A 12,325-nucleotide genomic window follows, 5' to 3' on the forward strand; every position below is an offset into this window, starting at 1 on the left:
GCCATCGCGGTCAGCACCGGCGCCACCCAGACCAGCCCGGCGACCGCGCCCGCCACCACGCCGACCGCGACGCCGCGCAGCCCGATCCCGGCCCCGGCGGCGACCAGCAGCGACGCGGCCGCGGTCGCGCCGAGCAGCCACTCCGCCGTCCGGCGCCGCCCGTACAGGCTCGCCGCGTACAGGGCGTCCCCGAAGATCATCGCGGTGGCGATGCTGGGGCCGAACGCCACGTCGGCGAAGTTGAACGGGGTGGCGAGCGCGAGCCCGGTGAGCGGCGCGGTGCGGCGCAGCAGCATGGCCGCGCACAGGCCGAGCAGCGGGACGAGGCGGACCCAGCGGGACGGGTCCCAGTCGGTCCCCCACGTCGAGTAGCCGTGCGCCGCGAGCATCAGCAGCCCGCCGGCGAGGGACGCGACGGCGATCAGGGCGTCCTGGCGCGTGGTCAGCCGTCGGATCCGGTGCACGGACCCATCTCAGCATCCCCGCGCCCATGCCTCGTCCACCCGGATGAGGATGCCGCGTACATCCTTCGGACGACCCGCGAAACCCCACCGGCGACGACGATCCGGCACCCGCCGCCCCGGCACGATGGAACACGTGCTCATCGCCGTCATCGCCGGCTGCGAGATCGGCTTCTGAGTCGTCCTCGCCGCCGGGCTCCTCGCCCGCTACCCGCTGCGCCTGCGCCGCACCGGCGCGGCCCTGCTGCTGTGCGTCCCGCTGGTCGACCTGGTGCTGCTGGCGGCCACGGCCATCGACCTGCACGGCGGCGCCACCGCCGGCACCGGCCACGGCCTGGCCGCCGCCTACCTCGGCTACTCGGTCGCGTTCGGGCACAGCATGGTCCGCTGGGCGGACGAGCGCTTCGCGCACCGCTTCGCCGGCGGCCCGCCGCCGCGCGGCAAGCCCAAGTACGGGGCGGCGCGCGTCCGCTACGAGTGGCGCGAGTTCGGCAAGGCCGCCCTGGCGACCGCCATCGCCTGCGGCCTCCTCGGCGCGATGATCGTCCTGGTGGACGACCCCGACCGCACGCAGGCCCTGCTGGCCTGGCTCGCGCGCCTCGGCGGCGTCCTCGCGATCTGGTCGCTGTGGCCGATCACCCACACCCTCTGGCCAGCCAAGCCCAAGGACACCGGGGGCCGGGAACATGTGTGAGGCCGCGCCCCCGCGGCCGGGGGCGCGGCCTCACACCGGCGCCGGGCGTTCGTCAGACGTTGAAGCCGAGGGCGCGCAGCTGGTCGCGGCCGTCGTCGGTGATCTTGTCCGGGCCCCACGGCGGCAGCCAGACCCAGTTGATCTTGACGTCCTGGACCAGGCCCTCCAGCGCGCTGTGGGCCTGGTCCTCGATCACGTCGGTGAGCGGGCAGGCGGCGCTGGTGAGCGTCATGTCCAGGGTGGCGGTCCCGCCGTCGAGGTTCACGCCGTAGACCAGGCCGAGGTCGACGACGTTGATGCCGAGCTCGGGGTCGACGACGTCCTTGAGCGCCTCCAGGACCTCTTCCTCCTGCGGAGCGGTCTCGGTGGTCGCGGGGGTGTCGGTCATGATGCCTCTCCGAGTGCGCGTGCGGTCGCGTCCTTCCACGCCATCCAGGCGAGCAGGGCGCATTTGATCCTGGCGGGGTACTTGGAGACCCCGGCGAAGGCGATGGCGTCCTCCAGGACGTCCTCGTCCGGCTCGATGTCCCGGCCGCGGGACTGCATCAGCGCCAGGAACTCCTCGCCGACCGCCATCGCCTCCTTCACGGACTTTCCGATGATCAGGTCCGACATCACCGAGGCGCTGGCCTGGCTGATCGAGCAGCCCATGGCGTCATACGACACGTCGGCGACCGTGGCGTCCTGGCCCTCGCCGTCCAGGTGGACGCGCAGCGTCACCTCGTCACCGCAGGTCGGGTTGACGTGGTGGGCCTCGCCCTCGAACGGCTCCCGCAGCCCCTTGTGGTGGGGGTTGCGGTAGTGGTCCAGGATGACCTCCTGGTACATCGCCTCCAGCTGCATGTCGTCCCTTCCAAGCCTTTTCTCGCTACAACCGGCCCGCCGGTCAGTGTGTTCCGAAGAACTTCTGAGCGTGCCGTACCCCGTCGGCGAGCGCGTCCACGTCGGCGAGGGTGTTGTAGAGGTAGAACGTCGCGCGGGTGGTCGCCGGGATGCCGAAGCGCCGGCAGATCGGCCACGCGCAGTGGTGGCCGACGCGGACCTCGACGCCCAGGTCGTCCAGGACCTGGCCGACGTCGTGCGGGTGGATGTCCTCGACGGTGAACGACACGGCGCCGCCGCGCGCCTCCGTGGTGCCGGGGCCGATGACGCGGACGCCGGGGATCTCGCCGAGCCGCTCCAGCGAGTAGGCCACCAGGGCCTCCTCGTGGGCGTGGACGCGGTCCATGCCGATCTCGGCGAGGTAGTCGCAGGCGACGCCGAGCCCGATGGCCTGCGCCGTCATCGGCACCCCCGCCTCGAACCGCTGCGGCGGCGGCATGAACGTGGTCCCCTCCATGCGGACGACCTCGATCATGGACCCGCCGGTGATGAACGGCGGCATCGCCTCCAGCAGCTCGCTCCGCCCCCACAGCACGCCGATGCCCGTCGGGCCGAGCATCTTGTGCCCGGAGAACGCCAGGAAGTCGGCGCCGAGGTCGGCGACGTCGACCGGCTGGTGCGGCACCGACTGCGCGGCGTCCAGCAGGACGAGCGCGCCGACGGCGTGCGCGCGGGCGATGATCTGCTCCACCGGCGGGACGGTGCCGAGCACGTTCGACTGGTGCGTCAGCGCGACGATCTTGGTGCGCTCGTTGACCAGGTCGTCGAGGTTCTCCAGGTCCAGGCGGCCCTCGTCGGTGATGCCGAACCAGCGCAGCGTGGCGCCGGTCCGCCGGCAGAGCTCCTGCCACGGGACGAGGTTGGCGTGGTGCTCCATCTCCGACACCACGACCTCGTCGCCGGGACCCACCGCGAACCGCTCGGCCTCCGGGCCGGCGGTCGCGGCGTTGCTCATCGCGTACGCGACGAGGTTGATGCCCTCGGTGGCGTTCTTGGTGAACACGATCTCGGCCGGCGTCGCGCCGATGAACCGGGCGATGGACGCGCGGGCGTTCTCGTACGCCTCCGTCGCCTCCTCGGCGAGCAGGTGCGCCCCGCGGTGCGGCGCCGCGTTGTGCCGCTCGTAGAACTCGCGCTCGGCGTCCAGCACCCGGACGGGCTTCTGCGACGTCGCACCGGAGTCGAGGTACACCAGAGGACGCCCGCCGCGGACCGTGCGGCGCAGCAGCGGGAAGTCCTTCTTCAGCTCCTCGGGCAACATCGTCATAGCGAAGCGCCCGCCTTCACGTACTTCTCGTACCCCTGCTCCTCCAGCTCGTCGGCCAACTCGGGGCCGCCCTCGGCGACGACGCGGCCGGAGGCGAACACGTGCACGAAGTCGGGCTTCACGTACCGCAGGATGCGGGTGTAGTGGGTGATCAGCAGGACGCCGGTGTCGCCGGAGGCGAACCGGTTCACGCCCTCGGAGACGACCTTCAGCGCGTCGACGTCCAGGCCGGAGTCGGTCTCGTCCAGGACGGCGACCTTCGGCTTGAGCATCTCCAACTGCAGGATCTCGTGCCGCTTCTTCTCACCGCCGGAGAAGCCCTCGTTCAGGCTGCGCTGCGCGAACGCCGGGTCGATGGACAGCGCGTCCATCGCCTGCTTCATCTCCTTGGAGAACTCGCGGAGCTTCGGGGCCTCGCCGCGGACGGCGGTCACGGCCGAGCGCAGGAAGTTCGACACCGACACGCCCGGCACCTCGACCGGGTACTGCATCGCGAGGAACAGCCCGGCGCGGGCGCGCTCGTCCACCGACATGGCGAGGACGTCCTCGCCGTCCAGCGTGACGGTGCCCGACGTCACCTCGTACTTGGGGTGCCCGGCGACGGCGTAGGCCAGGGTGGACTTGCCCGAGCCGTTCGGCCCCATGATCGCGTGGGTCTCGCCGGCCTTCACGGTCAGGTCGACCCCGCGCAGGATCTCCTTCGCCCCGTCGGAGCCGTCGCCGACGGAGACGTGGAGGTCGCGGATCTCTAGCGTGGCCATAGTGCGTACAGTCCTTCGTGGTGGGGTCAGTCGTCGGCGAGCGAGACGTAGACGTCCCCGCCCTCGACCTTGACCTTGTAGGTGGCGACCGGCTGCGTGGCCGGCGGGTTGGTGGGCTTGCCGCTGCGCAGGTCGAAGCAGGACCCGTGCAGCCAGCACTCGATGGTGCCGTCGTAGACCTCGCCCTCGGAGAGCGAGACCTCGGCGTGCGAGCAGATGTCGTTCAGCGCGTAGACGTCCTCGCCGCTGCGCACGATCGCGACCGGCGTGTCGTCGACCTCGACGCCGAGGGCCCCGTCGGCCGGGACCTCCTCCAGCGCGCACACCTTCACGTATCCCTCCTGGGGGGAGCCCCCGGGACCTCCGGGCCGCGCGGATGCGGTCATCGCTCACCCGCCCTGACGTCCAGCTCCTCCTCGATGGCCTCGCGGACCTTGTCGCGGACCTCGGCGACCTCGATGCGGTCGACGAGCTGGCCGAGGAAGCCCCGCACGACCATGCGGCGCGCGTCGTCGAAGGTGATGCCGCGCGCCTGCAGGTAGAACAGGTGCTCGTCGTCCAGCCGGCCGGACGCCGAGGCGTGCCCCGCGCCCGCGACCTCGCCGGTGAGGATCTCCAGGTTCGGCACCGAGTCGACCCGCGTCCCGTCGGTGAGGACGAGGTTGCGGTTCAGCTCGTAGGTGTCGGTGCCCTCCGCCTCGGCGCGGATGATCACGTCGCCGATCCACACGGCGTGCGCGTCCTGGTCCTGCAGGGCGCCGCGGTAGTCGACGCGGCTGCGGCAGTGCGGCACGGTGTGGTCGACGAGGAGGCGGTGCTCCAGGTGCTGGCCGCCGTCCACGAAGTAGACGCCGTACAGCTCGGCGTCGCCGCCGGGCCCGTCGTAGGCGACCGACGGCGAGATCCGCACGACGTCGCCGCCGAGCGAGATGTTGTGCGAGACGAACCGGGCGTCGCGGCCGAGCCGGGCGTGCTGGTGCGACACATGCACCGCGCCGTCGGCCCAGTCCTGCAGGCTGATCACCGAGAGGCGGGCGCCGTCGCCGACGACGAACTCGACGTTGTCGGCGTAGGTCGCCGGGCCGCGGTGCGTGAGGACCACGGTCGCCTCGGCGAACGGCTCCACGATCACGGTGGTGTGCCCGTAGGCGGCGCCGGAGCCGTCCTCGCCGCGCCGCCGCAGGACGGTCGGCGCCGAGGCGACGGCCTCCTTCGGGACGGTCACGACGGTGGCCTCGGTGAAGGAGTTCCACGCCTGGGCGCTGACCCGGTCGGCGGGCACGTAGGACGTGCCGACCCGCGGGTCGTCGCGGCCGACGGTCTCCACCGTGACCTCGGGGGCCGCCTCGGCCTCCGTCACGACCTTGCCGCCCTCCTCGGCGGTGCCCTTGTGCAGGCCGCGCAGGCGGCGCAGCGGGGTGAACCGCCACTCCTCCTCGCGGCCCGTCGGGACCTCGAAGTCGGCGACGTCGTAGGACGCCTTCTCGTGCAGCGTCGAGAGAGGCTTGGTGTCGAGCCCCATCAGCCGACGGCTCCTTCCATCTGCAGCTCGATGAGCCGGTTCAGCTCGAGGGCGTACTCCATCGGCAGCTCCCGCGCGATGGGCTCGACGAACCCGCGCACGATCATCGCCATCGCCTCGTCCTCGGTGAGACCGCGGCTCATCAGGTAGAACAGCTGCTGCTCCGACACCTTGGAGACGGTGGCCTCGTGGCCCATCTCCACGTCGTCCTCGCGGACGTCGACGTAGGGGTAGGTGTCGGACCGGCTGATCTGGTCGACCAGCAGCGCGTCGCACTTGACGGTGGACTTGCTGTGCTCGGCGCCCTCCTGGATCTGCACCAGCCCGCGGTAGGACGTGCGGCCCCCGCCGCGCGCCACCGACTTGGAGATGATGCTGCTGGAGGTGTTCGGCGCGGCGTGCACCATCTTGGCGCCGGCGTCCTGGTGCTGGTCCTCGCCGGCGAACGCGATCGACAGGGTCTCGCCCTTGGCGTGCTCGCCGAGCAGGTAGACGGCCGGGTACTTCATGGTGACCTTGGAGCCGATGTTGCCGTCGACCCACTCCATGGTGGCGCCCTCGTAGGCGACGGCGCGCTTGGTCACCAGGTTGTAGACGTTGTTCGACCAGTTCTGGATGGTCGTGTAGCGGACGCGGGCGTCCTTCTTCACGACGATCTCCACGACGGCCGAGTGCAGCGAGTCCGACTTGTAGATCGGGGCGGTGCAGCCCTCGACGTAGTGGACGTAGGAGCCCTCGTCGGCGATGATCAGCGTCCGCTCGAACTGGCCCATGTTCTCGGTGTTGATCCGGAAGTAGGCCTGCAGCGGGATCTCGACGTGCACGCCCGGCGGGACGTAGATGAACGAGCCGCCCGACCACACGGCGGTGTTCAGCGCGGCGAACTTGTTGTCGCCGACGGGGATCACCGAGCCGAAGTACTCCTGGAAGATCTCCGGGTGCTCGCGCAGGCCGGTGTCGGTGTCGACGAAGATGACGCCCTTCTCCTCAAGGTCCTCGCGGATCTTGTGGTAGACGACCTCCGACTCGTACTGCGCGGCGACGCCGGCGATGAGGCGCTGCTTCTCGGCCTCGGGGATGCCGAGCTTGTCGTAGGTGTTCTTGATGTCCTCGGGCAGTTCCTCCCAGGACGCGGCCTGCTGCTCGGTGGAGCGCACGAAGTACTTGATGTTGTCGAAGTCGATGTCCGACAGGTCCGAGCCCCAGGTGGGCATCGGCTTCTTGCTGAACAGCCGCAGCCCCTTGAGGCGGAGGTCGAGCATCCACTCGGGCTCGTCCTTCTTGCCCGAGATGTCGCGGACGACGTCCTCGTTCAGGCCGCGTCGCGCCGAGGCGCCGGCCTCGTCGGAGTCGGCCCAGCCGAACTTGTACCTGTCCAGCCCCTCGAGTTCGGGGTGGGCTGCCGTAGTCATAGAACAACTCCAAAGAGTGATTTGTTCGTCACGTCGCGCCGTCGTCATCCCGGGCCCGGTCGGCGCACAGGTCCACCGGGCTGACGTGGGTGGTGCAGATCCCGTCGCCGTGGGCGATCGTGGCCAGCCGCTGCACGGGGGTGCCGAGCAGCCGGCTGAACGCCTCGGTCTCGGCCTCGCACAGCTGCGGGAACTCCGCGGCGACGTGCGCGACCGGGCAGTGGTGCTGGCACAGCTGCTCGCCGCCGCCCGGCTGGGGCGCCTTCGCGGCGGCGGCCGCGTAGCCGTCGCCCGACAGCGCCTCGGCGAGCGTGCGGACCCGCTGCTGGGGCGGCGCGTCCTGCACGACGGGGCGGTAGCGCCGCTCCAGGTCGGCGATCTGCCGCCGGGCGAACTCGGCGACCGCGTGCTCGCCCGCCGTGTCGGCGATGAACCGCAGCGCGCTGGTCGCCAGGTCGTCGTAGGCGTGCACGAAGGCGCTGCGCCCGGCGTCGGTGATGGCGAACCACTTGGCGGGGCGGCCCCGCCCGCGCCGGGTCTGCGGCACCCGCGCCTTGCGGACCTCGATCATGCCCTCGGCCAGCAGCGCGTCCAGGTGCCGGCGGATCGCGGCCGGCGTGAGGCCGACGCGTTCGCCCAGCGTGGACGCCGTGACCGGGCCGTGCTCAAGGATCAACCGGGCCACCCGGGCGCGCGTGTCGCGCTCGGTGTGACCGGCGGACGACGGCACGCCGGAACGCCGCGCGGGGGCGGTCCGTGCGTTCGTCTGATCCTCGCTCACGTATTTCACAACATCAGTGTGCCGTAATTACTTCCCACGAAACACCGGAACGCTGATGTCGTAGCTCACGCAGGTAAGCCTTACCTAACCTGCGGTTTCTCGTCGCGGCTCGGCGCGGCGGCCCCGCGCGGCAGCAGCAGCACCGGGCACGGCGCGGCCCGCAGGATCTTGCCGGAGCTCTCCCCGAGGAAGACCTTGCGCAGCGGACCGTCATGGCCGGACAGGCAGGCGAGGACCTCGCCGTGCAGCATATCGACGGTGCCGAGCGTCTTGGCGATGTCGGTCCCGATGGCCGTGCGCCGCTCCACCGGCGTCCCGCCGCCGAACAGCCCGGCGGCGTAGCGCAGGTCCTCCTCGGCCTGGGCGAGCTGGCGGTCCAGGACGCCGCCGGGCACCTGGAACCGGGCCGCGAGGCCGGGCGGCCGCAGCACGAGGGTCAGCAGCCGCAGCTCCACGTCCAGCCGCTCGGCGAACGCGGCGGCCGCCGACAGCGGCCCGTCGGCGTCCCGGCGCCGCCAGTAGGCGACCGTCATCCGCGAGAACCGCCGCGGCGGGTGCGCCGCGTAGCCGCGCGGCGCCAGCATGACCGGGACGGGCGAACCGTGCAGCAACTGGTCGGCGGTGCTGCCGACGGCGACCCGGCCGCGCCGTCCGCGCGGCGCCGAGCCCGCCACGATCAGGTCGGCGCCGACGTCCTTGGCGACCTCGATGAGGCCGCGGCCGCTGCCCCGGTGGGCCTGGACGCGCGGGGTGACGTCCCGCCGCGGGACGCCGAGCTCCGCCAGCCGCGCCAGGGCCGCTTCGAGGGCCTCGTCCGCCTGGCCCTTGAGGTAGGCGACCCATTCGGCGTCCACCGCGCCCGGCCCCGGCGTGGGCCACGGCGGCGGGTGCACGTGCACGGCCGTCAGCGGCGCCCTCATGGTCCGGACGAGCAGCGCCGCGAGCGCCAGCGCGTCGTCGCCGCGCTCGTCGGGCGCGTAGCCGACCAGCACCCGCATGCCGTCGGCGGCGTTCTCGGGAGCGTTCATCAGAGCCCCTTTCGGGCGGGGTCGCGAGGTGGTCCGGCCGCGAGGCGGGAATGGCGGCGCCCGTACAGGAAGTAGGCGGCCAGCCCGACGGCGCACCAGAGGGCGAACACCGTCCACGTCACCCCGCCGAGGCCGACCATCAGGTACACGCAGAACCCGACGCCGAGCAGCGGCGTCACCGGGAACAGCGGGGTCCGGAAGCTGCGCGGCAGGTCGGGCCGGGTGCGGCGCAGCACGATGACGCCGACGCTGACCAGCGCGAACGCGAACAGCGTCCCGATGCTGGTGGCGTCGACGAGCCGGCCGAGCGGGACCGCCGCCGCGAGGATCCCGATGAACAGCGCCACGATCACGGTGTTGGCGACGGGGACCCGGCGGCCGGGGCTGACCTTCTGGAAGACGTCCGGGACGAGCCCGTCCCGCGACATCGCGAACAGGATGCGGGTCTGCCCGTACATGACGGTGAGGACGACGCTGGCGATCGCGATCACCGCGCCGAGCGCGAGGATCATCGACGGCCAGGACCGCCCGGTCGCCACGTCCAGCACCTCGGCGAGGGACGCCTCGGCGCCGCTGATCGCGAACTTGTCCCAGTGCATCGCCGCGACGGCGGCGAGGCCGACCAGTACGTACAGGACCGTGACGATCACCAGCGACAGGACGATCGCGAGCGGCAGGTCGCGGCGCGGGTTCTTGGCCTCCTCGCCGGCGGTGGAGGCGGCGTCGAAGCCGATGTAGGAGAAGAACACCTTGCCGCCGGCGGCGCTGATCCCGGCCCAGCCCATGGGCGCGAACGCGCTCAGGTTCCCCGCCTTGAACGCGGTGAAGGCGACCGCGCAGAAGAACAGCAGCACGGCGATCTTGAGGAACACCATGACCGTGTTGGCGGTGGCGCTCTCGGAGGTGCCGCGCAGCAGCAGCAGCGTGGCGAGCAGCACCACGACGACGGCGGGGATGTTGACGAGACCGCCGTCCCCCGGCGGGTTGCTGATCTCGGCGGGGATCGTGAACCCGAACGCCGCGTCGAAGAACGCGTTGAGGTAGGAGCCCCAGCCGACCGCGACGGCCGACACCGACACCGCGTACTCCAGCAGCAGGCACCAGCCGCAGACCCACGCGACCAGCTCGCCGAGCGTGGCGTAGGAGTAGGAGTAGGACGAGCCGGACACCGGGATCGTCCCGGCCAGCTCCGCGTACGACAGGGCGGAGAACAGCGCGGTGACGGCGGCGAGCACGAACGACAGCACGACGGCCGGTCCGGCCAGCGGCACCGCCTCGCCGAGGACGACGAAGATGCCGGTGCCGAGGGTCGCGCCGACGCTGAAGAAGGTGAGCTGGAGCAGGCTCATCGTGCGCTTCAGCTCGCCGCCCTCGCCCTGCCCGCCCTCGGCGACGATCCGGTCGACGGGCTTGGTGCGCAGCAGGCTGCGGACGAACGAGGTCCCCGGCGCCGTCCCGGCCGTCACGGGCACTCCCCGGTCCCGGCGTGCTCGTCCGGCACGGCGTGCTCGTCCGTCACAGGGTGCTCTCCAGGGGCCAGGTGGCGTTCGGCGTGACGATCGTGCCCGCGGTGCCCTCCAGGATCTCCACGCACTGGTCCAGCAGCCCGATCGCGGCCATGTCGCCGGTCCGCTCGACGAAGCTCACCGCCGCCGCCACCTTGGGGCCCATCGACCCGGCGGGGAAGTCCTCGGCGCGCAGCTCGTACGGGGTGGTGTGGGTGATCTCCTCCTGCTCCGGCGTGCCGTAGTTGCGCATCACCCGGGGCACGTCGGTCAGGATCAGCAGCGCGTCGGCGTCCATGCTCTCGGCGAGGACGGACGCCGTGAGGTCCTTGTCGATCACCGCCTCGACGCCCTCCAGCCGCCCCACGTCGTTGCGGAACACCGGCACGCCGCCGCCGCCCGCGCAGACCACCACCGTCCCGAGCCGCACCAGCTCCCTGATCAGCCGCGTCTCGATCACCCGCTGCGGACGCGGCGACGGCACCACGCGGCGCCAGCCGTCCCCGTCCTGGCGGACCGTCCAGCCGTACTCGGCGGCGAGCTTCTCGGCCTCGTCCCGGTCGTAGACCTGCCCGACGAACTTCGTCGGGTCCTCGAACGCGGGGTCCACCGCCGACACCAGCGTCTGGTTGATCATCGCGACGACCTGCCGGCCCGGCAGCGCGTTCTGCAGCGCCTGCAGCATCCAGTAGCCGATCATCCCCTGGGTCTCGGCGCCGATCGTGTCCAGCGGGTACGGCCGGGTCAGGCTCGGGTCGTTGACGCTCTCCAGCGCCAGCACCCCGACCTGCGGCCCGTTCCCGTGCGTGACGATCAGCTCGTGCGTGCGGGCGAGCGGCGCCAGCGACCGCACCGCCCGGTCCACGTTGGCGCGCTGCGGCGCGGCGTCGGGCGTCTCCCCCCGCCGCACCAGCGCGTTCCCCCCGAGCGCGACGACCACGCGCATCCGCTCCCCCTCACCCGCCCGGCCCCCCGAGCGTCGCGACCATGACCGCCTTGATGGTGTGCATCCGGTTCTCGGCCTCGTCGAAGACGATGGAGGCGGCGGACTCGAACACCTCCTCGGTGACCTCCAGCGCCTCCAGGCCGGTCTTCCGGTAGATCTCCTCGCCCACCGCGGTCTCCCTGTTGTGGAAGGCGGGGAGGCAGTGCATGAACTTGGCGCCGGGGTTGCCGGTGGCCCGCATGACCCCGGCGTTCACCTGGTAGGGCGTGAGCAGCGCGATGCGCTCGTCCCACACCTCCTTGGGCTCGCCCATCGACACCCACACGTCGGTGAGGACGAAGTCGGCGCCCCTGACGCCCTCGGCGACGTCCTCGGTGAGGACGATCTCCGCCCCCGTCCCGGCCGCCACCGCCATGGACGGCCGGACGACCGTCTCCTCGTCCGGCCACAGGGTGCGCGGCGCGACGATCCGCACGTTCATGCCGAGCAGCGCGCCGGCGGCCACGTAGCTGTGGCCCATGTTGTTGCGCGCGTCGCCCAGGTAGGCGTAGGTGACGTCCTGCAAGGGCTTGTCACTGTGCTCGCGCATGGTGAGCATGTCGGCGAGCATCTGCGTGGGGTGCCACTCGTCGGTCAGGCCGTTCCACACGGGCACGCCCGCGTACTCGGCGAGTTCTTCGACGAGCCTCTGGCTGGCCCCCCGGTACTCGATGCCGTCGTACATCCGCCCCAGGACGCGGGCGGTGTCCTTCATCGACTCCTTGTGGCCGATCTGGGAGCCGCTGGGGTCGAGGTAGGTGACGTGGGCGCCCTGGTCGTGCGCGGCGACCTCGAACGCGCAGCGCGTCCGGGTCGACGTCTTCTCGAAGATCAGCGCGATGTTCCGGCCGGTCAGCGCGGGGGTCTCGGTACCGGCGCGCTTGGCGGCCTTCAGCTCCGCGGCGAGGCCGAGCAGGGACCCGAACTCCGCCGGCGTGAGGTCGAGCTCCCTGATCAGGCTGCGGCCGCGCAGGTCGAGCGCCATGTCCGGCCTCCCGAGGGTCGTGCCGCGGGCGGTGCCGCGGAA

The 12,325-nt window shown here is 71.8% G+C and carries 13 protein-coding genes and 1 pseudogene; 1 reads left to right on the forward strand and 13 read right to left on the reverse strand.

The window, feature by feature from the left end:
* Positions 1–464: pseudogene (locus AB0K34_RS34850) on the reverse strand (sensor histidine kinase); the annotation flags it as partial.
* A gap of 268 nt (positions 465–732) precedes the next feature.
* Between AB0K34_RS34850 and AB0K34_RS34855 the strand changes: the two are divergent.
* A complete protein-coding gene (locus tag AB0K34_RS34855) occupies positions 733–1,155 on the forward strand; it encodes a hypothetical protein (protein WP_364553155.1) in 423 nt (140 codons plus the stop codon).
* Positions 1,156–1,207: 52 nt separating this feature from the next.
* Here AB0K34_RS34855 and AB0K34_RS34860 read toward each other — a convergent pair whose 3' ends face one another.
* The 12 genes from AB0K34_RS34860 to argF all read right to left on the reverse strand — a co-directional run bounded on the left by AB0K34_RS34860 (position 1,208) and on the right by argF (position 12,283).
* Entirely contained in the window at positions 1,208–1,543 is a 336-nt protein-coding gene (locus AB0K34_RS34860; protein ID WP_138638560.1) for a metal-sulfur cluster assembly factor, read from the reverse strand.
* Positions 1,540–1,998: a Fe-S cluster assembly sulfur transfer protein SufU gene (sufU, locus tag AB0K34_RS34865; protein WP_067638932.1), complete on the reverse strand. Its 459-nt coding sequence runs from the start codon at positions 1,996–1,998 to the stop codon at positions 1,540–1,542. The genes AB0K34_RS34860 and sufU overlap by 4 nt, the downstream gene beginning before the upstream one ends.
* Positions 1,999–2,041: 43 nt before the next feature.
* Positions 2,042–3,304 carry a cysteine desulfurase gene (locus tag AB0K34_RS34870; RefSeq protein WP_364553157.1) on the reverse strand — a complete coding sequence of 421 codons (1,263 nt, stop codon included), beginning with the start codon at positions 3,302–3,304 and terminating at the stop codon, positions 2,042–2,044.
* Positions 3,301–4,065 (reverse strand): Fe-S cluster assembly ATPase SufC, encoded by a 765-nt coding sequence (gene sufC, locus AB0K34_RS34875; protein WP_364553159.1) that lies wholly within the window; start codon positions 4,063–4,065, stop codon positions 3,301–3,303. The genes AB0K34_RS34870 and sufC overlap by 4 nt, the downstream gene beginning before the upstream one ends.
* Positions 4,066–4,091: 26 nt before the next feature.
* Positions 4,092–4,451, reverse strand: a complete 360-nt coding sequence (locus AB0K34_RS34880) for a non-heme iron oxygenase ferredoxin subunit (RefSeq protein ID WP_138638562.1) — start codon at positions 4,449–4,451, stop codon at positions 4,092–4,094.
* Complete coding sequence (sufD, locus tag AB0K34_RS34885) at positions 4,448–5,587, reverse strand: Fe-S cluster assembly protein SufD (protein WP_301174972.1); 1,140 nt, start codon at positions 5,585–5,587, stop codon at positions 4,448–4,450. The genes AB0K34_RS34880 and sufD overlap by 4 nt, the downstream gene beginning before the upstream one ends.
* A complete protein-coding gene (gene sufB / locus AB0K34_RS34890) occupies positions 5,587–6,999 on the reverse strand; it encodes a Fe-S cluster assembly protein SufB (RefSeq protein WP_138638564.1) in 1,413 nt (470 codons plus the stop codon). Before sufB ends, sufD begins: the two co-directional genes overlap by 1 nt.
* Before the next feature lie 28 nt (positions 7,000–7,027).
* Positions 7,028–7,729, reverse strand: a complete 702-nt coding sequence (locus AB0K34_RS34895) for a metalloregulator ArsR/SmtB family transcription factor (RefSeq protein ID WP_138638569.1) — start codon at positions 7,727–7,729, stop codon at positions 7,028–7,030.
* A 131-nt stretch (positions 7,730–7,860) separates the two neighbouring features.
* A complete protein-coding gene (locus AB0K34_RS34900; protein ID WP_364553160.1) occupies positions 7,861–8,808 on the reverse strand; it encodes a universal stress protein in 948 nt (315 codons plus the stop codon).
* Positions 8,808–10,274: an amino acid permease gene (locus AB0K34_RS34905; protein ID WP_301174970.1), complete on the reverse strand. Its 1,467-nt coding sequence runs from the start codon at positions 10,272–10,274 to the stop codon at positions 8,808–8,810. Before AB0K34_RS34905 ends, AB0K34_RS34900 begins: the two co-directional genes overlap by 1 nt.
* 49 nt (positions 10,275–10,323) lie before the next feature.
* Positions 10,324–11,259 (reverse strand): carbamate kinase, encoded by a 936-nt coding sequence (arcC, locus tag AB0K34_RS34910; protein ID WP_364553161.1) that lies wholly within the window; start codon positions 11,257–11,259, stop codon positions 10,324–10,326.
* A 10-nt stretch (positions 11,260–11,269) separates the two neighbouring features.
* Positions 11,270–12,283 (reverse strand): ornithine carbamoyltransferase, encoded by a 1,014-nt coding sequence (gene argF, locus AB0K34_RS34915; RefSeq protein ID WP_364553162.1) that lies wholly within the window; start codon positions 12,281–12,283, stop codon positions 11,270–11,272.
* Positions 12,284–12,325: the final 42 nt, after the last annotated feature.

The sequence above is a fragment of the Actinomadura sp. NPDC049382 genome (assembly GCF_040677125.1).
GTDB lineage: Bacteria > Actinomycetota > Actinomycetes > Streptosporangiales > Streptosporangiaceae > Spirillospora > Spirillospora geliboluensis.